This window comes from Kitasatospora sp. NPDC005748 (assembly GCF_040630735.1).
Lineage (GTDB): Bacteria > Actinomycetota > Actinomycetes > Streptomycetales > Streptomycetaceae > Kitasatospora.
Genome location: NZ_JBEXYD010000008.1, coordinates 131,698 through 153,850, shown reverse-complemented (window position 1 = coordinate 153,850; position 22,153 = coordinate 131,698). Strand labels below are relative to the sequence as shown.

The following is a 22,153-nucleotide window of genomic DNA, read 5'->3' as shown; positions in this document are numbered from 1 at the left end:
TCCGGACGCGGTGCCGCGTTTTCCCGTTCGACCAGGCACCATGGACCGATGCGTGACGACGTTGCCGGTACTCCCGGCGAGGCTGACCCGGTGGAGGCCGAGCCCTCCGGTCCGGGCCGCGGTCCGTCGTACGCGGATCTCGGTGGCGGCGAGCCGGACCACGGCTCCGACCAGGGCCCCGAACACGGCCCCGACGACATCGGCCCCGGCCGCCCCCCGGTGCTCGGCACCGGCAGCTCCCCGTTGGTCGGCGAGCTGGTCGCGGCCGCCGTCCGGGGCGAGGGCCCGGCGATCGACGCGCTGCTCGCCTACGTCCACCCGCTGGCACTGCGCTACTGCCGCGGCCGGCTGGTCCGGCTGCCGGGCGGGGCCCGGCACCACGTGGACGACGTCGCCCAGGAGGTCTGCGTCGCGGTGCTCTGCGCACTGCCGCGCTACCGGGATCAGGGCCGCCCGTTCGAGGCCTTCGTCTACGGCATCGCCGCGCACAAGATCGCCGATCTGCAGCGGGCCGCGATGCGCGGCCCCGGCTCGACGGTCGTCCCGCAGGACGACCTGCCGGAGGTGCCGGACGAGGCGCTCGGCCCCGAGGAGCGGGCGCTGCTCAGCAGCGACGCGGCCTGGGCCAAGGAGCTGCTCTCCAACCTGCCGGCCCGTCAGCGTGAGCTGGTGCTGCTGCGGGTGGCCGCCGGGCTGTCGGCGGAGGAGACCGGCGAGATGCTCGGGATGTCGCCCGGCGCGGTCCGGGTCGCCCAGCACCGGGCGCTCAGCCGGCTGCGGGCGCTCGCGGAGGAGTCCTCCTGATCGTCCGCCCTGGTGGGGGGCTGGAATGGCCCATGGGCGGTCGGTGTTGTCAAGGGCACACGAGGACACATTCGCGGTGCCAGTACCATGGGGTATCGGCGCCTGGGCGGGTCGCCAAAGTTCCGTGGGTGCGAGCGGGGTTTCCCTGGAGGTTCCTCCAATGGCACCGAGCTTTCGGCGGCCTGAGCGAGTGAGCGATGGAGTGCGCCCCCACCCTCAGGGCGCGAGCGGATTAGGCCGGCCACGGAAGGTACCCCCAAATGTCCTACAACGCCGCAGGCGTACCCGAGAAGTTCGCGATGCTCGGGCTCACGTACGACGACGTGCTGCTGCTGCCCGGGGCCTCCGAGGTGCTGCCGAACCAGGTCGACACCTCCTCGCGGGTCTCCCGGAACGTGCGCGTCAACATCCCGCTGCTGTCCGCGGCGATGGACAAGGTCACCGAGGCGCGGATGGCGATCGCGATGGCCCGGCAGGGCGGCGTCGGCGTCCTGCACCGCAACCTCTCGGTCGAGGACCAGGCCAACCAGGTCGACCTGGTGAAGCGCTCCGAGTCCGGCATGGTCACCGACCCGATCACGGTCGGCCCGGAGACCACCCTGGCCGAGGCGGACGCGCTCTGTGCCAAGTTCCGGATCAGCGGCGTGCCGATCGCGGACGGGTCGGGCCGGCTCCTCGGCATCGTCACCAACCGTGACATGGCCTTCGAGTCGGACCGCACCCGCCAGGTCCGCGAGATCATGACCCCGATGCCGCTGATCACCGGCAAGGTCGGCATCTCCGGTGAGGACGCGATCGGGCTGCTGCGCCGGCACAAGATCGAGAAGCTCCCGCTGGTCGACGACGAGGGCCGGATCAAGGGCCTGATCACCGTCAAGGACTTCGTCAAGGCCGAGAAGTACCCGAACGCCGCCAAGGACGCCGAGGGCCGGCTGCTCGTCGGTGCCGCGGTCGGCGCCAGCGCCGAGGCGTTCGACCGGGCCCAGGCCCTGGTCGAGGCCGGCGCGGACTTCCTGGTCGTGGACACCTCGCACGGCCACAGCCACAACGCGCTGGCCTGGATCGCCAAGATCAAGGCCGCCGTGGGCATCGACGTGGTCGGCGGCAACGTCGCCACCCGTGACGGCGCCCAGGCGCTGATCGACGCCGGCGTGGACGGCGTCAAGGTCGGCGTCGGCCCCGGCTCCATCTGCACCACCCGCGTGGTCGCCGGCATCGGCGTCCCGCAGGTCACCGCCATCTACGAGGCCGCGGTCGCGTGCCAGGCGGCCGGCGTGCCGGTGATCGGTGACGGCGGCCTGCAGTACTCCGGCGACATCGGCAAGGCGCTCGCCGCCGGTGCCGACACCGTGATGCTGGGCTCGCTGCTGGCCGGCTGCGAGGAGTCCCCGGGCGAGCTGCTGTTCATCAACGGCAAGCAGTTCAAGTCCTACCGCGGCATGGGCTCGCTGGGCGCCATGCAGTCCCGCGGCCAGGGCCGCTCGTACTCCAAGGACCGCTACTTCCAGGCCGAGGTGGCCTCGGACGACAAGCTCGTCCCCGAGGGCATCGAGGGCCAGGTGCCCTACCGCGGGCCGCTGTCCGCGGTGCTGCACCAGCTGGTCGGCGGCCTGCGCCAGACCATGGGCTACGTCGGTGCGGCCACCATCGCCGAGATGGAGAGCAAGGGCCGGTTCGTCCGGATCACCTCGGCGGGCCTCAAGGAGAGCCACCCGCACGACATCCAGATGACCGTCGAGGCGCCGAACTACACCAGCCGCTGACACCGCCCGACACCGAGGGACCCACCGCCACCCGGCGGTGGGTCCCTCGTGCTTGTCCGGGGTGCGGACCGGTGCCGTAGGGGAGGAAGCGAGGACGACCCGACCCGCGGAGCCAGATCGGGGCCCGCGCCGAGCCGAAGGGGCCCGGACCGGTGCTGCCCGCCCCAGCCCTCGCGGACCCGACCCGCCCCGAGCCGAAGGGCGCGCCGGTGCTGCCCGCCCCAGCCCTCGCGGACCCGGCCCGCCCCGAGCCGAAGGGGCGCGCCGGTGCCGAAAGGGAGGAGCGAGGACGACCGAGGTACGAGGGCGTTGGAGCGACGACTGTCGGCGCCGGGTCGAGCGCCCCGGAGGCGAGCGGGCGAAGATGCGGGGGGCGTTGGAGCGACGACTGTCGGCGCCGGGTCGAGCGCCCCGGAGGCGAGCGCGCGACCAACACAGTGTGCGGGATACTGGGGGCGGCCGGGGTGACCCGGCGGGTATGAGCAACAAACCAGAAGGGCTCGAACGAAGTGACTGAGATCGAGATCGGGCGAGGCAAGCGCGGCCGCCGGGCGTACGCATTCGACGACATCGCCGTCGTCCCCAGCCGCCGCACCCGGGACCCGAAGGAGGTCTCGATCGCCTGGCAGATCGATGCCTACCGCTTCGACCTGCCGTTCCTGGCCGCCCCGATGGACAGCGTGGTCTCCCCGCAGCAGGCCATCGCGATCGGCCGCCTCGGCGGTCTGGGCGTGCTCAACCTGGAAGGCCTCTGGACCCGCTACGAGGACCCGCAGCCGCTGCTGGACGAGATCGCCACGTTCACCGACGAGGCCGCCGCCACCCGCCGCCTGCAGGAGATCTACGCCGCGCCGATCCAGGCCGACCTGATCAAGCAGCGGATCCAGGAGGTCCGCGACTCCGGCGTGGTCACCGCCGCCGCGCTCTCCCCGCAGCGCACCGCCGAGTTCTCGAAGGCCGTCGTGGACGCCGGTGTCGACGTCTTCGTCATCCGCGGCACCACCGTCTCCGCGGAGCACGTCTCCAGCGGCGCCGAGCCGCTGAACCTCAAGCAGTTCATCTACGAGCTGGACGTCCCGGTCATCGTCGGCGGCTGCGCCACCTACACGGCCGCGCTGCACCTGATGCGCACCGGTGCGGCCGGCGTGCTGGTCGGCTTCGGCGGCGGCGCCGCCCACACCACCCGTGGCGTCCTCGGCATCCAGGTGCCGATGGCCACCGCCGTCGCCGACGTCGCGGCCGCCCGCCGCGACTACATGGACGAGTCCGGCGGCCGCTACGTGCACGTGATCGCGGACGGTGGGGTCGGCTACAGCGGCGACATTCCCAAGGCCGTCGCCTGCGGCGCCGACGCGGTGATGATCGGCGCGGCGCTGGCCCGCGCCACGGACGCCCCGGGCAAGGGCTTCCACTGGGGCATGGAGGCCGTCCACGAGGAGCTGCCGCGCGGCAAGCGGGTCAACCTCGGCACGGTCGGCACCACCGAGGAGATCCTCACCGGTCCGTCGCACACCCCCGACGGCACCATGAACCTGTTCGGCGCGCTGCGCCGCGCGATGGCCACCACCGGCTACACGGAGCTCAAGGAGTTCCAGCGGGTCGAGGTGACGGTCAACCCGGCGCTCAACCACCGCTGAGCCGCCCCGCTGTGCGGGAGGCCCCTGCCGGACGCGTTCCGGCGGGGGCCTCCCGCGTTCAGTCCCGGGCGGCCGCGCGGCGGGTGAGCAGGAAGCCGCCGATCAGCGCGATGCCGTAGAAGACGGCGTCCAGCGGGTGGCGGTCGGCGCGCCAGTGGGCGAGGGCGTCCCGGAGCAGCGCGTCGTATGCACCGGTCGGCCCGGGCAGCCGGCGGGCCTCGCCGATCAGTTGGCCGAGGAAGAGCGCGCCGGCGGCGAGCAGCGCGCCCAGCGGGGGCAGGGCGTGGCCGCGGCCGCCGAGCCGGCCGAGCGGCAGGGCGACGGCGGCGGCCGGGGCGATGGCCAGCCAGCCGACGGTGCTCGCCGCCCGCGCCGGGGCGAGACCGTAGGCCAGCGCGCCGGCCAGCATCGCGGCGACGGCGAGGGCGATCGCGACGGCGGTGCGGCCGCCCCAGCGGCCCCCGCGGCCCCGGCGCCGCCGGCCCTGCGGGGCGGGCCCGGGCGCGGGGGTGGGGTGGTAACCGGCCACCGGGGCCCCGGGCATGCCCGGGGCGACATAGCCCTCGGGGGTCTCCGGTTCCGGTGCGACGGAGTAGTGCGTGGCCGTACGCGGCCGGTCCGACCGGCCGTCAGTGCCCGGTGCGGGTGCGGTCATGGGCGTCGAATCCCCCCGGGAAAGACGGTGAGCTGCCGAACGCTAGCAGCGCCCGGGGGCGGCCGGACAGAGTTTTCGATCACAGATCGGGCACGGAGCGCCGGGGCCGTTCCGGTCCGTCACCAGGCTGGCCGGGGGCCGGGTGGTCGCGGGCCCTCGGGACAGGGGATGATGGAGGCTTGGCGTTCGGGCCCGCGCCGGGCCGACGCGCCGTCACCTCGACCGCCAGCAGCACATGGGGGAACGTTCCGAATGACCCAGGCGCAGGGCTCCACCGGCCGCCTCCTGGCCGGACGCTACCGGCTGGACGCGGTGCTCGGGCGCGGCGGCATGGGCACCGTGTGGCGTGCCGAGGACGAGATGCTGGGCCGGATCGTCGCGGTCAAGGAACTGCGGATGAACGGCAGCGTCGACGAGGACGAGAAGCACCGGCTGATCGTCCGGACGCTGCGCGAGGCCAAGGCCACCGCCCGGATCCGGCACAGCTCGGCCGTCACCGTCTTCGACGTCGTCGAGGAGGACGACCGGCCGTGGATCGTCATGGAGCTGGTGGAGTCCCGCTCGCTGGCGGACGTGATCAAGGAGGACGGGCCGCTGTCGCCCGGCCGGGCCGCCGAGATCGCGCTGGACGTGCTGGGGGTGCTCGTCGCCGCGCACGCGCACGGCATCCTGCACCGTGACGTGAAGCCGTCCAACGTGCTGATCGGCGAGGACGGCCGGGTGGTGCTCACCGACTTCGGCATCGCCAGCGTGGAGGGCGACGCCTCGGTGACCTCGACCGGCATGCTGGTCGGCGCGCCCTCGTACATATCCCCGGAGCGGGCCCGCGGGCAGAAGCCCGGGCCGCCGGCCGACCTCTGGTCGCTGGGCGGCACGCTGTACGCGATGGTCGAGGGCCGGCCGCCGTACGACCGGGGTTCGGCGCTCGCCACCCTGACGGCGGTGATGACGGAGGAGCTCGGCACGCCGTTCAACGCCGGGCCGCTGCGGCCGGTCATCGAGGGGCTGCTGGCGAAGGACCCGGCCGAGCGGCTGGACGCCTCGCAGACCCGCTCGCTGCTCAAGCGGGTGGTGGCCGACGCGACCACCCGGGCGGAGTCGACCACCGAGCACGCGATGCCGGTGAAGCCGGCCGCCGGGGAGCCCGCGGCCGGCGAAGCCGGGGAAGGCGACTCCGAGGGCGGCGCCACGGCGAAGCCGACGGGCGGGGAGGCCTCCCGGCGCACGATCGGCGGGCTGCTCGGCACCGTCCGGGTGGGCAGCCGGGCCAAGGACGCCGAGCCCGCCGAGGACACCGCGAAGCCCGCCGCCGGGGCCGCCGCCGCGCCCGCGGCGGAGCCGATCCGGCCGGTGACCAGTGAGTGGACCCTCGGGGCGACCCAGGCCGCCGGCGCCGATCCGCGCAAGGGCCGACGGCGGCTCGCCGTGGTGACCGTCGTGGTGGTGCTGCTGCTGATCGCCGGGGCGGTGGCGATGGTCCGGGCCTTCGGCGACGCCGACGGCGGCGCGGCCAACGGCGCGGGCGCCACCTCCCCGGCCGCCGTGACCGGTTCCTCGGCACCCGACACTCCGGCGGCCGCCACCGCGGGGCCCGGCAGCGCCGCGCCCGGTACCCCGGCGCCGGGGGCACCGGCCGCGACGACCCCGGCCGGGAGCGGGGCGGCTCCGGCCGAGACCACTCCGGCCGCCGTGCCCGCGACCCAGCCCGCCGCCGTGCCGCCCGCCCCGGCGGCTCCCGGCGCGGCGGTACCCGCCGGGTACCACGAGTACAAGGACCCGACCGGCTTCTCGATCGTCCTGCCGGACTGGCTGCAGCCCGCCGGCTCGGAGTCCATCCGCCGGGTCTTCAAGGGCAACGGCAGCACCCTGAAGATCGAGTGGACCACCACCCCGGGCCCGAGCGCGGTCGCCGACTGGCAGGAGTCCGAGCCGGGGCTGCGTGCCCAGGTCAGCAACTACCAGCGGGTGCAGCTGCAGGCCATCACCTACCGGGACTGGGCCAACTCCGCCGACTGGGAGTGGACCAACGGCACGCCCAGGATGCACTCGCTCAACCGGGGCTTCGTGACCGGCACTCCGGCCAAGTACGGGTACTCGATCTACTGGATCACCCCGGACGCGGACTGGGGCACGCCGGCGAGCGTGCAGGCCCGTCAGGTCGCCTTCGACACCTTCCAGCCCGCACCGTAGGCGGCTCCGCCGGCCGGGCCCGAGGCCGGGCCCGGCCGGCGGTGGTCAGCCGATCAGGCGCTGCTTGGCGCGGCTGAACTCCTCGTCGGTGAGCGCCCCCGCGGTGTGCAGGGCGGTCAGCCGCTCCAACTGGTCCAGCAGCTCGGTGCCGGAGGCGGCCGGCGCGACGGCCGGGGCGCCGGCGGGTGCGGCCGGGGCCTTCGCCGCGGCCTCGCGGACCAGCCGGGCGGTGGCCCGGATCTGCTCGGCGAACACCTCGGCCTTGACCACGTCCTCGAAGCGGTGCGAGCCGGTGAGCGCGACCACCAGCAGCACCTCGCCGTTGAGCCTGCTCCGGTTGACGGTCGCGTCCGTCACCGCGGAGAGCGGAACCGGGACCGGCGGCTTGCCGTCCTTCAGGAAGAGCAGCCGCTGGGTGGTGAGGACCAGTACGCCCTTGCGGAAGTGGTCGGGGTGGCGCCCGGCCGTGGAGGCGACCGGCTTCTCGTCGGGCACGACGTTCGCCTCGACGGTGCGCAGGGCCTCGGCCCGGTTGTCACGGTTGCTGTTGCCGGCCACGTCGAAGGCCGCGTCGATCAGATCGGTCCAGTCCATGGAACGAGCGTAATGCGGTCGTCGACGCGGCCCCGTTGGGCCGGTCGCCGCGCACCCGGCGAGGTTCGGCCGGTCAGGGCCTAGGCTGGGCGGTGAGCGAGAGGAACACCCATGCGAGCGGGTCCGGGTCAGGTACTGGCGGGGCGTTACCGACTGACGGACCGTCCGGAGGCGCTGCGGGCACTCGCGGTGGACGAGCGGACGGGAGCCACCGTCCTGCTGCGCGCGCTGGAGCTTCCCGCGCTGCTGACGAGCGGTCACGACCCGGACGATCCGGACGGCCCGATGCCCGAGCAGAGCGAGCGGCTGGTCCGCCGGGTGGCCGAGGTCGGTTCGGCCGCGCCCGTGCACCCGAGGCTGCTGCAGGGCGTCGGCGCGTTCGTCGACGGTGAGCTGCTCCGGACGGTCGAGGAGTGGCCGGCCGGGGTGCTGCTGGCCGACCTGGCCGCCGCCGGACCGGTCGCGCCGTACCGGGCGGCCGAGTTGGCGGCGGACCTCGCCGGCGCGCTGCGGGCGCTGCACGAGGCCGGGCTCACGCACGGCAACCTGACCGCCGAGTCCGTCCTGGTCTGCGAGGACGGTGCGGCCCTGCTGGGCGGGCTGCTCCCGGGGGTGGCCGAGGAGGCGCTGGCGGAGGAGCTGGGCGGGCCCGGCGGCCGCCGCCGGTACGAGGTCCGGGCCACCCTGGTCGGTGCGGTGGCGGAGCGCTGGCCGCTGGACGGCGGCCCGGCCGGGGACTGCTGGGCGCTCGGCGTGCTGCTGCACCGGCTGGTGACGGGCCGGTCGCCGTACCCCGACCAGGGGGTGCCCGAGTTGGTGACCGCGGTGCGCGACGGCCGGCGGGAGCCGTCGACGGTCTGCGGGCCGCTGGCGCCACTGGTCGAGCGGCTGCTGCAGCCCGATCCGGCGCTGCGGCCGGGGGCGGAGGGGATCCGGCGGGAGCTGGCGGACCTGTTGGCGGGCGCCCCGGAGCCGGTCGACGAGGAGCGCGCGGCCCGGGCGCTCGAACTCCGGCCGGAGGGGCCGCTGGTACCGCTGAACCCGCGTCGGCGCGGCCGCGGCGCCCCGCGCCCGGAGGCAGCGCCCGACGCCGGTCCGCCGCCCGCCCGGAAGCCGTTGCTGCCACCCGCCCTGCTGGGCCCGGTCCTGGTCGGCGGGGTGTTCCTGCTGCTGGTGCTCGGGGTGGCCGCCGTGGTGATGTTCGCAGGCTGACGGTGCCCGCCGGGCCGCCCCCGTCCTTCCTGCGGCCGGGGGAGGTTACCGGGGGCCGGGCGGTGCGCCTAGGGTGTGCCGTGAGAGCTGTTCGAAATGTGGTCTGTACCGGGCCCTCCGTCGCGGTGACGGCAGGTGGAGGAGGGGGAGCGGTCGCCGATGGGCGTGCAGGACCGGCCGGGGACGGCCGAGGGTGAGCGGCTGCTGGCCGGGCGCTACGAGCTGGGTGACCGGCTCGGCCGGGGCGGCATGGGCACGGTCTGGCGGGCCTGGGACCGGATGCTGGACCGCGAGGTCGCGGTCAAGGAGCTGACCGTCAGCCACCTCCCCGAAGAGGAACTGCAGATCCTGAACGCCCGGATGAAGCGCGAGGCCAGCGCCGCCGCCCGGATCAAGCACCCCGGCGTGATCACCGTCCACGACGTGCTGGAGCAGGACGGCAAGCCGTGGATCGTGATGGAGCTGGTCGACGGCCGCTCGCTGGCCGATGTGATCAGCCAGGACGGCACCCTCTCGCCGCGCGCCGCCGCCGAGGTCGGCGGCCAGGTGCTGGCCGCGCTGCACCGCGGGCACCAGCTGGGCGTGCTGCACCGGGACGTGAAGCCGGCCAACGTGCTGCTGGAGCGCGGCACCGGGCGGGTGGTGCTGCTGGACTTCGGCATCGCGACCTTCGAGGGCTCGACCGAGCTGACCCGCCCGGGCGACCTGGTCGGCTCGCCGGACTACCTGGCGCCGGAGCGCGCCCAGGGCGAGCGGCCGGGCCCGGCCTCCGACCTGTGGGGCCTCGGGGCGACGCTGTACGCGGCCGTGGAGGGCGACTCGCCGTTTCGCCGGACCTCGCCGCTGACCACGCTGGCCGCGGTGGTCGGCGAGCCGCTGCCGGAGCCGAAGCGGGCCGGGGCGCTGGGGCCGGTGCTGGCCGCGCTGATGGCCAAGGACCCGGCCGAGCGGCCGAGCGCGGACGAGGCGGCCCGGATGCTGGCCGAGGTGAAGGCCGGGCACACCATGGGCTTCAAGCCCGTCGCGCCGGTCAAGACGCCCACCCAGTCGGTGCCGGTGGTCGACCGCACCGACGCGCCGGCCGGGCCGGTCCCGGCCGTCGACTCCGAGGGGCCGACCACGCCGCAGCCGCCGGTACACGCCGCGGGGGACGCCGAGCGGCCGGGTACGGGGCCGCTGGGGGCCGCCGGACCGGCCGTGCTGTCCGGGGCGCACGCCGCCACGCCCATGTCGGGAGCGCACGCCGCCACGCCCACGCCGGGAGCGCACTCCGTTTCGCCCGCGCGTGGCCCGGCCAGGCGCCGGGCCGTGCTGCGGGTCGTCGCGATCGCCCTGACCGTCGCGGTGGCGGCCGCCGGGGCGACCTTCCTCGCGACCCGTGACCGGGGAGCCCCGGGGCCCGGTCCCTCCCCGACCGCCACCGGCTCCGGGACGCCGCAGCCCACCGCGTCCGGCGACACCGATCCCCCGCCCACCGGCTACCGCTGGGTGGACGACCCGGCGGGCTTCCGGTTCCCGCTGCCGGTGGCCACCCCGGCCTGGCAGCGCAGCACCGACACCGCGAACCAGATCTTCTACAGCCCGGACAACAAGACCCACTACCTCCAGTTCGCCGTCACCGTCGGCCAGTCGGTCAAGCCGCTGGAGCACCTGCGGCAGATGGAGACCACGGTCTCGAAGCTGAAGGAGTACCGCCAGCACAAGCTGACCAGCGTCCTGGTGAACGGCCACGACGCGGCGGTCTGGGAGTTCAGCTACGCGGCCAAGGAGGGCGGCCGGCGGCGGGCGATAGAGGCGGAGTTCATCGACCGCGACGGGACGGGCTACGCCATCTACCTCTCCAGCCCGGACACGGACAAGGACTGGCCGGAGGGGGAGCAGCGGTTCAACGCGGTGCTCAAGGACTTCACGCCCACCCGCTGAGCCGTCGCCCCACCGGGTCGGCGGGCTCCCGGCCGCACCTCGGCGCGCCGACATTCTTGTTACCGACGGGTACCGAACCGGCCGCCGAGCGCCTAGGCTGCGCCCCATGACGGACCTCACAGCAGATGCCACGGTCTCCGAGCAGCCCGGCGCCGGCGCCGCGGCCCGCAACCCCGCCGCCCCCGGCGGCGGCCGTACCGTCGCCGCGGCCGTTCCGCCCTCCCTGGTCACCCGCCTCGCCGCCGGGGTCACCGCGGCGGGCGAGCCGGACCTGGTGGAGACCGTCGCCCCGCTGACCGGTGAGCCGCTGGCCGCCCTGCCGCGCTCGACCCCGGCCGACGTCGAGGTCGCCTACGAGCTGGCCCGGCGCGCCCAGCCGGTCTGGGCCGCGCTGCCGGTCCGCCGCCGCGCCGCCGTCCTGCTGCGCTTCCACGACCTGCTGCTCAAGCGCCAGGACGAGGTCCTGGACCTCATCCAGGCGGAGACCGGCAAGGCCCGGCTGCACGCCTTCGAGGAGGTGCTGGCCGTCGCCATGGCGGCCCGGCACTACGGGCGCGCCGCGCACGGGTACCTGCGCGACAAGCGGCACGGCGGGGCGCTGCCGGTGCTCACCCGGGCGGTCGAGGCCCGCCGCGCCAAGGGCGTGATCGGGCACATCTCGCCCTGGAACTACCCGCTGGAGCTGTCCATCGGCGACGCGCTGCCCGCCTTCGTGGCGGGCAACGCGGTGGTCAACAAGCCGGACACGCAGACCGCGCTGACCGCGCTCTGGGCCCGCGAGCTGCTGATCGAGGCCGGGCTGCCGGCCGACCTCTGGCAGATCGTGATCGGTGACGGCCCGGTGGTCGGGCCGGCCGTCGTCGAGCACGCCGACTACGTCTCGTTCACCGGCTCCACCCGCACCGGCCGCGAGGTCGCCCAGCGCGCCGCCGCCCGGCTGGTCGGCGCCTCGCTCGAACTCGGCGGCAAGAACGCCATGCTGGTGCTCGCCGACGCCGACCTCGACCGGGCCGCCGAGGGCGCCGTCCGGGCCTGCTTCTCCTCCGCCGGCCAGCTCTGCATCTCGATCGAGCGGCTGCTGGTGCACCGCTCGGTGGCCGACGCGTTCCTGGCGAAGTTCGCCGCGCGCACCCGTGCGCTGCGGCTGGGCGGCGGCCTCGCCTACGGCGCGGACATGGGGTCGCTGGTCTCGGTGCGACAGCTGGACGCCACCACCCGGCACGTGGAGGAGGCGGTCAAGGCCGGCGCCACGGTGGTGGCCGGCGGCCGCGCCCGGCCGGACCTCGGCCCGTTCTTCCACGAGCCGACCATCCTGGACGGGGTCACCCCGGAGATGGCGGTCTGCTCCGAGGAGACCTTCGGCCCGGTGGTCTCGGTGTACCGCTTCGACACCGAGGACGAGGCGGTGGCCATCGCCAACTCCACGCCGTACGGGCTCAACTCCAGCGTCTGGACGAAGGACGGCCGGCGCGGCCGGGCGATCGCGGCGCGGCTGCGTACCGGCACGGTCAACGTCAACGAGGGCTACGCGGCGGCGTACGGCTCGGTCGGCTCGCCGATGGGCGGGATGGGCGAGTCCGGGCTCGGCCGGCGGCACGGCGGCGAGGGCATCCTGCGGTTCACCGAGGCGCAGACCATCGCCAGCCAGCGGGTGATGCCGCTCGCGCCCGCCTTCGGCCTGGACGACCGGCAGTTCGCCGCGGTGTTCACCGGCGGGCTGCGGGTCCTGAAGGCGCTGCGGTTCAAGTAGTCCCCTCCGGTTCGGCCCGAGGGCCGGACCGACCGGCGGAGCCGCCCGGCCCGGGCGCCCGGCCCCGAAGTCCGTTCGTATCCCGAAGGAGCAGTGGCACATGGTGGCGTCCCGCGACGAGGCGGACTTCGACTACGACGTGGTCGTGATCGGCTCGGGCTTCGGTGGTTCGGTCTCCGCGCTGCGGCTGACCGAGAAGGGCTACCGGGTCGCCGTCCTGGAGGCCGGGCGGCGCTTCGAGCGCGACGAACTGCCCCGGAACTCCTGGGACCTCGCCAAGTACCTGTGGGCGCCCAGGCTCGGCCTGTACGGCATCCAGCGGATCCACCTGCTGGCCAATGTGATGATCCTGGCGGGCGCCGGGGTCGGCGGCGGCTCGCTGAACTACGCGAACACCCTGTACGTGCCGCCGAAGGCGTTCTTCGAGGACCGCCAGTGGCGCCACATCACGGACTGGCAGGAGGAGTTGGCGCCGTTCTACGACCAGGCGCAGCGGATGCTCGGGGTCCGGCTCAACCCGACCGTCACCCCGTCCGACGTCCATCTGAAGGCGGCCGCCGAGAAGATGGGCGTCGGGGACACCTTCCACCTGGCGCCGGTCGGGGTCTTCTTCGGCGACGGGAAGGACTCCGACGGCGCGGTCGGGGCGGCGCCCGGCGAGGAGGTGGCCGATCCGTACTTCGGCGGGGCGGGCCCGGCCCGGCGGGCCTGCGTGGAGTGTGGCGAGTGCATGACCGGGTGCCGGCACGGGGCCAAGAACATGCTCACCGAGAACTACCTGTACCTGGCCGAGCGCGGTGGCGCCGAGATCCACCCGCTCACCACGGTGGCCCGGATCCGCGAGCACGGCGAGGGCTTCGCGGTGGACGTCCGCCGGACCGACGCCCGCTCCACGACCGACCGGGTCAAGGCGGGCGCGCGGACGATCACCGCCGCCCGGGTGGTGGTCGCGGCCGGCACCTACGGCACCCAGTCGCTGCTGCACCGGATGCGCGACGGCGGCCACCTGCCGCGGCTCTCCGCCCGGCTCGGCGAGCTGACCCGGACGAACTCCGAGGCGCTGGTCGGCGCGCAGACGACCGACCGGCGCTACGGCAGCCGGGCGGACTTCACCAAGGGCGTCGCGATCACCTCCTCGATCCACCCGGACGCGAACACCCACATCGAGCCGGTGCGCTACGGCAAGGGCTCCAACGCGATGGGCGCGCTGTCCGTCATGCAGGTCAAGGGCGGCGGGAAGGGCCCCCGCTGGCTGCGCTACCTGGGCACGGCGGCCCGCCACCCGGTGACCTTCGCGCGGTCGATGAACCAGCACCGCTGGTCGGAGAAGACCATCATCGGCCTGGTGATGCAGTCGCTGGACAACTCGATCACCGTCTCGCTGAAGACCAAGGGCCTCGGCAAGGGCCAGCTGACCTCCACCCAGGGCCACGGCGCGCCCAACCCGAGCTGGATCCCGGCGGCCGAGCAGGGGGCCCAGGCGCTGGCCGCCGAGATCAACGGGTTCGCGGGCAGCACCGTCGGCGAGATCTTCGACATCCCGATGACCGCCCACTTCCTCGGCGGCTGCCCGATCGGCGACTCCGCCGAGACCGGCGTGGTCGACCCGTACCACCGGCTCCACGGCCACCCCGGGATCAGCGTGGTGGACGGTTCCGCGGTCTCCGCCAACCTCGGGGTGAACCCCTCGCTGACGATCACCGCGCAGGCCGAGCGGGCCATGTCGATGTGGCCCAACAAGGGCGAGGCGGACGGCCGCCCGGCTCCGGGCGAGGCCTACCGGCGGGTCGCGGCGGTGGCGCCGGTGCGTCCGGCCGTGCCGGCCGAGGCCTTCGGTGCGCTGCGACTGCCGCTGCTCGCCGTTCCGGTGGTGCCCAAGAAGCGCGACCCGGGAGGCTCCTGACGCTCCGCCGGTCCGATTGGCAGCCGTGGCCGGTGCCGGTTGACAGCCGTCCGGGCACGATGGGATAAACGGGCTCCCTGGGGGGACCAGGGAGCAACCGTTCACGGGGGGTTCGGGGTCCATGGCCATCTGCGCATCGTGCGGCGCGGCTTCGGGGGAGGGGGCGCTCGGCTGTGCCTCGTGTGGGCGGCCGCTGATGCCGCCGCCCCCGCCGCCGCCCGCCCCGCCCGCGGCACCGCCCGCCGGGTTCACGCCTCCGCCGCCCGCCGCACCACCGGCCCCGCCCGCCTTCGCGCCGCCGGCGGTGGGCAGTTGGGGCACCGGCCGGCCCTACGACCCGGCCGCCGCGCGCCCGGCCGTCCTGCGGGGGCTGACCGGCGCGGACTGGCGGCCGGCGTTCAAGGTGATGATCGCGCCGACCGCGGTGCTGTTCCTGGCGGCGCTGATCGCGGCGGTCCCGGACGACTACACCTTCTTCTACCTGTTCCGGGCGCCGTCCTTCGGCGAGCGCTTCGGTGGTGCGCTGGCCCTCGCGCTGGCCGCCCTCGGCGCGCCGTTCGAGTTGGGCTTCACCGGCGGGGGCCGGTACGGGGACGGTGGCGGCGAGGCGCTCGTCCGGGCGGTGCCGATGACGGTCACCGCGCTCTGGCTGCTCGCGCTCTGGATCGGTCTGCGGACCGCCGCGCGCCGTCGCCAGGCCGGTACCGGTGAGCAGTGGACCAGCCGGCAGGCGGCCGCCGAGGCGCTGCGGACCGCGGTGGCCGCGGCGGCGGTGACCCTGCTGATCGGCCTGCTCGCCGGCGCCGACTGGCACCCGGGGACCTCCGACGGCCGGTTCGACGTGGACCACTACGCCGGCTCGTTGGGCGGGGTGACGTACTCGGCCGACTCCGGCTGGCTCCAGGCGGTCGGCTGGACGGCGCTGCTGGCCGGGCTGGTGGCGTTCGCCGTCCACGGGACGGACGCGCTGCGCTGGGCGGCCTGGCGCAACCGGGCGGTACGCGGCTGGGCGGTGGCCGCGCTGGCGGCGGGCCGTGCGCTGACGATGACGATCGGCCTCGCCTCGCTGGTCGGCTTCGTGCTGATCGCGGTCCAGGGCGAGGGCGGCGAGGCCGGCGCCTCGCTGGCCGTGCTGCCGAACGTCGGTCTGCTGCTGCTCGGCCTGGGGTCGGCGGCGACGCTGGAGGTGGGCAGCGGCGGGAGCCCCTCCACCGCGGACCCGGACGGGGAGTCCGGCTCGCGTGACAACGGCGAGTTCTCCTTCTTCGACCTGCACGGGGAGAGCGCCGACTGGCGGTGGACCGGCCTGCTCGCGCTGGCCGCGGTGGCCTTCCTCGGGTGGACGGCGTACCGGCGGCGGCTGGACACGGCCGACCGGCTCCGGCTGGCGGTGGTGTACGCGGCGGGGCTCAGCCTGCTGATGGCGATCGCCGGCGCGGTGGTCTCGACGAGTTCCACCACGACGTACTCCGGGCGGCAGCGGGAGTTCGGCGCCGAGTACGCGGTGGGGCTGGCCTTCGCCACCGTGCTGGCGGTCAATGTGATCTGGGCGGCGGTCGGCGCGCTGGCGGTGCCGCCCTTGCTGGCGGCCACGGGCGGCGGCCGGGTCCAGGCGGTGCCCGGCGCGGCGCCGCAGGACGCGCCGTATCAGGGGGCGCCCGCTCCGGCCCGCACGCCGCAGGAGGCGGTGATCGCGCCGGAAGCCGATCTGCGGCCGGGGGTGAGCGAGGTGATCGGCTCGCACGAGGAGCCGCCGGCGACGCCGTCCGGCGGGGTGCCGCCCGCGCGGTCGCCGGGCGAGGACGAGCCGGTCGACCCGAGCGTCTGGCGCAAGCAGCAGTAGCGGTCGAGGGGCGCGTGGCCAGCAGCCGCGCGCCCCTCACGCATCCGTGCGGCTCGGCCGACCCGCCGCCGGAACGCGCTCGCGGGCGGGCAGCGGTGGCGTGGTCGGCAGCGGCGGCGCGGCCGGAGCGGTGCGCGCGGTGCGGAACCGGGCGCACCGCCCCCGAACAGGGCAAAGGGCCCCGCGGGGGAACGGGGCCCTTTGTCGCTCAGCACTCGGCGTCAGGGCTGCGCCGGTGCTGGGGGTGACGGCGCCGGGGGAGGAGCGCCGTCGCGTCGAATGGCTTCTGGGTGGTGCCGGCGCGGCACCGGCATGAGGTGGGCCGGTCGCGCAGGGCGGGTACGCACGCGGCGGGGCGGGCCGGCGCGCATGCCTGCACCGGACGCTCGCTCACGGAGCGTGAGGTGATAATCGTTGCCATCGCGGGTCTCGGAGGCATCGGGACGGCACTCCGCGGGGGGCCTTCGGCTGCCGGGAGAACCTCTTCCAAGCAGCATCGTGCTGGACGAAGGGCTTGCTCTGCAACCGATTCGGCATGATTCGGCACAGTCCATTTTCGTCCCGGCCGGGGCGCGGCGGCCGTTCGGACCGGCTCGGCGGTCCGCCGGGAGGCGCGGGGCAGGCACTGTCGATGATCACCGTGCGTAGTGGTGGTGCTGCAGCGCACAGGGAAGCGCACAGGGAAGCGCACGGTGGCGCGGGGACGGTGAACGGTGCGCGCCCGAGGCGCGCCGGGGTGCGGCGGCCGGTACCCGGGCGTCCCCGGGGCCGGCCGCCCCACCTCCTTGGGTGTCCAGTCACGGCCGGGGTCGCTGTCCCCTGCTGGCCGGCCGCTGCACCCGCGCGCGGTCCCACGGCGCAGCGCTCCCGGCGGGGCCGGGACAGCGGCTGCGCCACGCGCGCCGGTGGACTGGGATGAGCTCCACGCGTGGTCCTGCTAGCCCGCACGGCGGCGCCCCTGCCGGGGCGGAGGCGGCGCACCTGGCGGGCGCGGCGCGGTCGTGCGTTCGTCAGATGCAACGAAGCGGCCGCCCGGCCGGTCACGGTCTCCTGGACGTGCAGACGAGTGAAACCGGCCAGCCCGGTAGACTCGTGTCCAGACCCCCGCCCGTCGCCGCCGCCGTCCCTCCGGGGGCGTGCTCCGCGACACCTCTAGATACCGCTGCCGGAAGGCCGTCCGTGTCCTCTGCTATTCCCGACCAGTCCGCGCCCGAGACCGACACCGTCCTGGTCGTCGACTTCGGTGCCCAGTACGCCCAGCTCATCGCCCGTCGGGTGCGTGAGGCCCGGGTCTACAGCGAGATCGTGCCGAGCAGCATGCCGGTCGCGGAGATGCTCGCCAGGAACCCGAAGGCGATCATCCTCTCCGGCGGTCCCTCGTCGGTCTACGAGCAGGGCGCGCCGCAGCTCGACCGCGCGATCTTCGAGGCCGGGGTGCCGGTCTTCGGCATGTGCTACGGCTTCCAGCTGATGGCCAAGACGCTCGGCGGCACCGTCGACAACAGCGGTGCGCGTGAGTACGGCCGCACCCCGCTGACGGTCTCCCGCACCGGCTCGACCCTGTTCGAGGGCGTCCCGGCGCAGCACTCGGTGTGGATGTCGCACGGCGACGCCTGCTCCGCCGCGCCCGAGGGCTTCACCGTCACCGCCTCCACCGGGGTGGTCCCGGTCGCGGCCTTCGAGAACGACGAGGCCCGCCTCTACGGCGTGCAGTACCACCCCGAGGTGCTGCACTCCGACCACGGCCAGCAGATCCTGGAGCACTTCCTCTACCGCGGCGCCGGCATCGCGCCGACCTGGACCACCGGCAACGTGGTCGACGAGCAGGTCGCGCTGATCCGCGCCCAGGTCGGCGACAAGCGCGCCATCTGCGGCCTCTCCGGCGGCGTGGACTCCGCGGTCGCGGCCGCCCTGGTCAACAAGGCCATCGGCACCAAGCTGACCTGCGTCTACGTCGACCACGGCCTGATGCGCAAGGGCGAGACCGAGCAGGTCGAGAAGGACTTCGTCGCGGCCACCGGTGTGCAGCTGAAGGTCGTCGACGCGCAGGAGCGCTTCCTGAACGCGCTGAAGGGCGTCAGCGACCCGGAGGAGAAGCGCAAGATCATCGGCCGGGAGTTCATCCGGGTCTTCGAGCAGGCCCAGGCCGAGATCGTGGCCGAGGCCGGCGAGCACGGCGAGTCCGTGGACTTCCTGGTCCAGGGCACCCTGTACCCGGACGTGGTGGAGTCCGGCGGCGGTACCGGCACCGCCAACATCAAGTCCCACCACAACGTCGGCGGCCTGCCCGAGGACCTGCAGTTCCAGCTGGTCGAGCCGCTGCGCAAGCTCTTCAAGGACGAGGTCCGGATGGTCGGCCAGGAGCTCGGCCTGCCGGAGGAGATCGTTCAGCGCCAGCCGTTCCCAGGCCCCGGCCTGGGCATCCGGATCGTCGGCGAGGTCACCAAGGAGCGCCTGGACCTGCTCCGCGAGGCCGACGCGATCGCCCGCGAGGAGCTGACCGCGGCCGGCCTGGACCGTGAGATCTGGCAGTGCCCGGTGGTGCTGCTCGCGGACGTCCGCAGCGTCGGCGTCCAGGGCGACGGCCGGACGTACGGCCACCCGATCGTGCTGCGCCCGGTCTCCTCCGAGGACGCCATGACGGCGGACTGGTCGCGCCTGCCGTACGACGTGCTGGCGAAGATCTCCACCCGGATCACCAACGAGGTCGCCGATGTGAACCGCGTGGTGCTGGACTGCACCAGCAAGCCGCCGGGCACCATCGAGTGGGAGTAGGCACTCCCCGCCGGCCCTGAACCGGCATTGAACGGCCGCGCCGTCGTTCCCGTACACAAGGGAGCGACGGCGCGGCCGTTCGCGGTGGCGGACCGGGGCACCGGGCGCCCGCCGGGTGGGATCTCCCACCGAAAGCGCTCACGAGCGTGCAGAATGCGGACCGGACCTGTCAGGTGATGGCGGGCCGTGAAGGAAGGTGTGAGGGATGTCGGAGGCCAGCAGCTCCGTGGCGACCAGCAGCTCCACGGCGGCGGGCGACTCCACGGTGACCGGCGCGGTGGCGGCGGGCGGCGGCAGGGCCGGGCGACTGGCCCAGCGCAAGGCGGCCGCCTCCCGGTACGCGCTGCTGCCGCTGCGGATCTTCCTGGGCGTCACCTTCGTCTACGCGGCGCTGGACAAGCTCGCCGACTCGCACTACCTGGCCGGCGCGGGCGACCCGGCGTCGTTCGTCTCGCAGACCCAGGCGGCCAAGGGCTCCAGCCCGATCTCGTTCCTGCTCGGAGCCGCGCTCGACGCGCCGACCCTGTTCGCGCTCGCCGTCGCCTTCGGCGAGCTGGCGGTCGGCCTCGGCACCCTGCTCGGCCTCTGGGGCCGGGTCGCGGCGCTCGGCGGCGCGCTGATCAACCTGAGCCTCTGGCTGACCGTCAGCTGGAACGTCTCGCCGTACTACCTCGGCAACGACCTGGCCTACCTGATGGCCTGGACCCCGCTGGTGCTGGCCGGCACCCCGTACCTCTCGCTGGACGGCTACCTGGCCCGGCGGGCCGCCCGGGACCGCGAGCGCGGGCTGCGCGAGCAGCACGTCCGGCGGCGGGCCCTGATGGACGGTGGGATCGCGGCCGTCGCGATCGGCGGCGCCGGGCTGCTCACCGGCTCGCTGACCGCCACCTTCGGCCGGGACAAGAAGGCCGTCGGCCCCTCGGCCGCGCCGGCGCCCGCCGGACCGCCCGTCTCGGTGGACGCCGCGAGCGTCCCGGTCGGCGGCTCGGCCCAGGTCAAGGACCCGGCCACCGGTGACGCGGTCTACATCGTCCAGCCCAAGGCCGGCCAGTACTGCGGGCTCTCCTCGATCTGCACGCACTCCGGCTGCGCGGTCGACGCGCCGAAGAACGGCCAGTTCTACTGCCCGTGCCACGGCTCCCGGTTCGACGCGGCCACCGGCGCGGTGGTCAACGGCCCGGCCACCAAGCCGCTGCCCCGGTACGGGGTCACCAAGGACGGCGACAAGCTGAACCTCGGGCCGCTGCAGAGCTGAGCTGCGCGGCCCCCGCCGGGGCGCGCCCGTCAGGGCGCGTCCTGGTCCCGCGGCTCCGGACGGCCGCGCCGCACCGCCGCCGCGACCGCCCCGGCCAGCCCGCCGACGCCGAGCACGATGAAGGTCACCGGGATGACGATCCGGCCGTTCACGGAGACGTCGTTGATCGCCGCCACCAGGTAGAGCACCGCGATCACGGTGAACAGGCCTCCCGCGATCAGCGAGAACAGGTCGAGCTGGTGCTTCCTCACGACTGGACCACCTTGATGTCGCCGAGCCCGACCCTCAGCGAGAGGACGAGCGTGCCCTTGGATGCCTGACCGTTCACCGGGTGCAGTTGGAAGCCGCGGGAGCTGTTGCCGCTGACCTCGTCCGACCCGGGCACCTTGACGTTGCCCAGCCCGACCTTGGTGTCCAGGCTCACCGTCACGTCCGGCGGCACCACCACGGTGAGCTGCCCCGCGCCGAGGTCGACGGTGCTGTGCAGGGTGGCACCGGCCGGGTCCAGCCCGCTGAGGTCCAGCCGGCCGTTGCCGAGTCCGAGCGTGTACCGGTCGTCCAGGTCGCCCGCCGAGACGACCGTCCAGTCGCGGTCGCCGACGGCGTTCCGGACCGAGAACGACGAGCCGTGGGTGAACGCCAGCGCCAGGGTGAGCAGCAGGCCCGGGACGACCAGCCGGCGGGCCCGGCCGAACTTGGCGCCCACCAGCAGGGTCAGCCCGACCACCAGCAGCGCGGTGGCCAGTACCGTGCCGGTCACCACCTCGGCGCCGCCGTGGGCGGAGGCCGACCAGACCGCGCTGGCCGCGCCGACCGCCAGGAGCAGCCCGATCAGGCCGAGCGGCGAGCGCTCGTGCCGGCGGTGCACCACCACCGGCCGCGGCGGCGCCGGGGCGGCCGGACCGCCCTTGCGCAGCGGGTCGCCCTCGGGCAGGTCGGGGCGCTGCCACCAGGGCTGCGCGGGGCCGCCGGGAGGAGGCGTGGCGGTTGCGCCGTACGGGTTGCGCTCGGGGTGGCGGGGGTCCCACAGGTAGCCGCTCGGGCCCGCGTGCGGGGTGTCGGCCGGCACCGTGCCGGATGCCCGCTCCCGGGCGTGCCGCTCGCGGGCCCGCTCGCCCTCGTCGGTGCGCGGCCAGGAGTGGTCGGCGGCCGGCTCGGCCTCGGGGAACCACCGGTCGTACGGGCCGTGCCGCCGGTCCCGGCCGCGCCGGCGCCCGCGCGGCCGGCCGTGGCGCCGCTCCGGGTCGTAGCGGACCGCCAGGAAGACCAGGGCCCCGAGCAGCAGCAGCGGGAACATGGTGTCCCCGTCGCCCATCGAGGCGAAGAAGACGCCGGTGCCGATCACGGTCAGCAGCACCGCGCCGATCGACTGGCCGTCCACCCGGCCGGTGAGCACCCGCTGGAGCTCGGTGCGGCCGCCCTTGCTGCCGCCCCGGCCGTCCGGGACCGGCTCGGTCGGGATGATCAGCCAGGCCAGCCCGTACAGGAAGAGCCCGAGGCCGCCGGAGAGGCAGAGCACGACCGTCACCACCCGGAAGACCACCGGGTCGATGTCCAGGTGCCGGCCCAGGCCGCCGCAGACCCCGGCCACCACGCGGTGGTGCTCGGTGCGGTTCAGCGGCGGGCGGTCGGGTGCCGGCGGGGCGCTCGTCCCGGTCTCCTGGATGCGGTGGTCCTCGGTCATGCCCACCATCCTGGTGGCTCCGGCGGCGCCGCCCAACCGGTGCGAGCCCTGTCCGTACCCTGACTTGTCCCTGAGAGGGATGGGGGCTCCACCCTGATGCGCCCGGGCACGCGTGCGTGGAACCATCGGTGCCGTGGCAGCACCCGGTACCGATCCCCGCCCCCT

General features: G+C 74.8%; 15 protein-coding genes. 11 read left to right on the top strand and 4 right to left on the bottom strand.

Translation table 11 applies throughout. The annotated features are described in order from the left end of the window. Positions 1-219: 219 nt before the first annotated feature. From shbA to ABZ495_RS09470, 3 genes are all read left to right on the top strand, one after another. Positions 220-804 (top strand): RNA polymerase sigma factor ShbA, encoded by a 585-nt coding sequence (gene shbA / locus ABZ495_RS09480; RefSeq protein ID WP_329492134.1) that lies wholly within the window; start codon positions 220-222, stop codon positions 802-804. A gap of 260 nt (positions 805-1,064) precedes the next feature. After that, positions 1,065-2,567, top strand: a complete 1,503-nt coding sequence (guaB, locus tag ABZ495_RS09475) for an IMP dehydrogenase (protein ID WP_359803510.1) — start codon at positions 1,065-1,067, stop codon at positions 2,565-2,567. A 509-nt stretch (positions 2,568-3,076) separates the two neighbouring features. Next, positions 3,077-4,204, top strand: coding sequence for a GuaB3 family IMP dehydrogenase-related protein (locus ABZ495_RS09470; protein WP_329488079.1), 1,128 nt, complete (start codon positions 3,077-3,079; stop codon positions 4,202-4,204). A 58-nt stretch (positions 4,205-4,262) separates the two neighbouring features. On the opposite strand, the gene ABZ495_RS09465 is transcribed toward ABZ495_RS09470, so the two are convergent. Continuing rightward, positions 4,263-4,859: a hypothetical protein gene (locus tag ABZ495_RS09465; protein WP_359835102.1), complete on the bottom strand. Its 597-nt coding sequence runs from the start codon at positions 4,857-4,859 to the stop codon at positions 4,263-4,265. A gap of 252 nt (positions 4,860-5,111) precedes the next feature. Between ABZ495_RS09465 and ABZ495_RS09460 the strand changes: the two genes are divergently transcribed. Continuing rightward, positions 5,112-7,049 (top strand): serine/threonine-protein kinase, encoded by a 1,938-nt coding sequence (locus tag ABZ495_RS09460; RefSeq protein WP_359835100.1) that lies wholly within the window; start codon positions 5,112-5,114, stop codon positions 7,047-7,049. A 45-nt stretch (positions 7,050-7,094) separates the two neighbouring features. On the opposite strand, the gene ABZ495_RS09455 is transcribed toward ABZ495_RS09460, so the two are convergent. Then, positions 7,095-7,643 carry an SHOCT domain-containing protein gene (locus tag ABZ495_RS09455; protein ID WP_352291282.1) on the bottom strand — a complete coding sequence of 183 codons (549 nt, stop codon included), beginning with the start codon at positions 7,641-7,643 and terminating at the stop codon, positions 7,095-7,097. 111 nt (positions 7,644-7,754) lie between these two features. On the opposite strand from ABZ495_RS09455, the gene ABZ495_RS09450 reads away from it, so the two are divergent. The 7 genes from ABZ495_RS09450 to ABZ495_RS09420 all read left to right on the top strand — a co-directional run bounded on the left by ABZ495_RS09450 (position 7,755) and on the right by ABZ495_RS09420 (position 20,304). Beyond that, a complete protein-coding gene (locus ABZ495_RS09450) occupies positions 7,755-8,855 on the top strand; it encodes a protein kinase (RefSeq protein ID WP_359803516.1) in 1,101 nt (366 codons plus the stop codon). A 159-nt stretch (positions 8,856-9,014) separates the two neighbouring features. Continuing rightward, positions 9,015-10,778 carry a protein kinase gene (locus tag ABZ495_RS09445; protein ID WP_359835098.1) on the top strand — a complete coding sequence of 588 codons (1,764 nt, stop codon included), beginning with the start codon at positions 9,015-9,017 and terminating at the stop codon, positions 10,776-10,778. A gap of 106 nt (positions 10,779-10,884) precedes the next feature. Then, complete coding sequence (locus ABZ495_RS09440) at positions 10,885-12,528, top strand: succinic semialdehyde dehydrogenase (protein ID WP_359835096.1); 1,644 nt, start codon at positions 10,885-10,887, stop codon at positions 12,526-12,528. Positions 12,529-12,628: 100 nt separating this feature from the next. Continuing rightward, positions 12,629-14,431 (top strand): GMC family oxidoreductase, encoded by a 1,803-nt coding sequence (locus ABZ495_RS09435; RefSeq protein WP_359835095.1) that lies wholly within the window; start codon positions 12,629-12,631, stop codon positions 14,429-14,431. Between the two features lie 196 nt (positions 14,432-14,627). Next, the gene (locus ABZ495_RS09430; protein ID WP_359835093.1) at positions 14,628-16,274 is read left to right on the top strand and encodes a hypothetical protein; all 1,647 of its coding nucleotides are present in this window, start codon (positions 14,628-14,630) and stop codon (positions 16,272-16,274) included. A 1,179-nt stretch (positions 16,275-17,453) separates the two neighbouring features. Next, on the top strand, positions 17,454-19,049 hold the full coding sequence (gene guaA, locus ABZ495_RS09425) for a glutamine-hydrolyzing GMP synthase (RefSeq protein WP_359835091.1): 1,596 nt from the start codon (positions 17,454-17,456) through the stop codon (positions 19,047-19,049). 205 nt (positions 19,050-19,254) lie between these two features. After that, positions 19,255-20,304, top strand: coding sequence for a Rieske 2Fe-2S domain-containing protein (locus tag ABZ495_RS09420; protein WP_329488063.1), 1,050 nt, complete (start codon positions 19,255-19,257; stop codon positions 20,302-20,304). A gap of 29 nt (positions 20,305-20,333) precedes the next feature. Here the strand turns inward: ABZ495_RS09420 and ABZ495_RS09415 are convergent, their stop codons facing one another. After that, complete coding sequence (locus tag ABZ495_RS09415) at positions 20,334-20,555, bottom strand: hypothetical protein (RefSeq protein WP_329488061.1); 222 nt, start codon at positions 20,553-20,555, stop codon at positions 20,334-20,336. Beyond that, on the bottom strand, positions 20,552-21,988 hold the full coding sequence (locus tag ABZ495_RS09410) for a PspC domain-containing protein (protein ID WP_359835089.1): 1,437 nt from the start codon (positions 21,986-21,988) through the stop codon (positions 20,552-20,554). The genes ABZ495_RS09415 and ABZ495_RS09410 overlap by 4 nt, the downstream gene beginning before the upstream one ends. Between the last annotated feature and the right edge of the window lie 165 nt (positions 21,989-22,153).

Bases quoted from the DNA above. Each gene is read 5' to 3' on its own strand.
- guaB (WP_359803510.1), top strand. From the start codon at position 1,065: ATGTCCTACAACGCCGCAGGCGTACCCGAGAAGTTCGCGATGCTCGGG.
- ABZ495_RS09465 (WP_359835102.1), bottom strand. From the start codon at position 4,859: ATGACCGCACCCGCACCGGGCACTGACGGCCGGTCGGACCGGCCGCGT.
- ABZ495_RS09460 (WP_359835100.1), top strand. From the start codon at position 5,112: ATGACCCAGGCGCAGGGCTCCACCGGCCGCCTCCTGGCCGGACGCTAC.
- ABZ495_RS09455 (WP_352291282.1), bottom strand. From the start codon at position 7,643: ATGGACTGGACCGATCTGATCGACGCGGCCTTCGACGTGGCCGGCAAC.
- ABZ495_RS09450 (WP_359803516.1), top strand. From the start codon at position 7,755: ATGCGAGCGGGTCCGGGTCAGGTACTGGCGGGGCGTTACCGACTGACG.
- ABZ495_RS09445 (WP_359835098.1), top strand. From the start codon at position 9,015: ATGGGCGTGCAGGACCGGCCGGGGACGGCCGAGGGTGAGCGGCTGCTG.
- ABZ495_RS09440 (WP_359835096.1), top strand. From the start codon at position 10,885: ATGACGGACCTCACAGCAGATGCCACGGTCTCCGAGCAGCCCGGCGCC.
- ABZ495_RS09435 (WP_359835095.1), top strand. From the start codon at position 12,629: ATGGTGGCGTCCCGCGACGAGGCGGACTTCGACTACGACGTGGTCGTG.
- ABZ495_RS09430 (WP_359835093.1), top strand. From the start codon at position 14,628: ATGCCGCCGCCCCCGCCGCCGCCCGCCCCGCCCGCGGCACCGCCCGCC.
- ABZ495_RS09420 (WP_329488063.1), top strand. From the start codon at position 19,255: ATGTCGGAGGCCAGCAGCTCCGTGGCGACCAGCAGCTCCACGGCGGCG.
- ABZ495_RS09410 (WP_359835089.1), bottom strand. From the start codon at position 21,988: ATGACCGAGGACCACCGCATCCAGGAGACCGGGACGAGCGCCCCGCCG.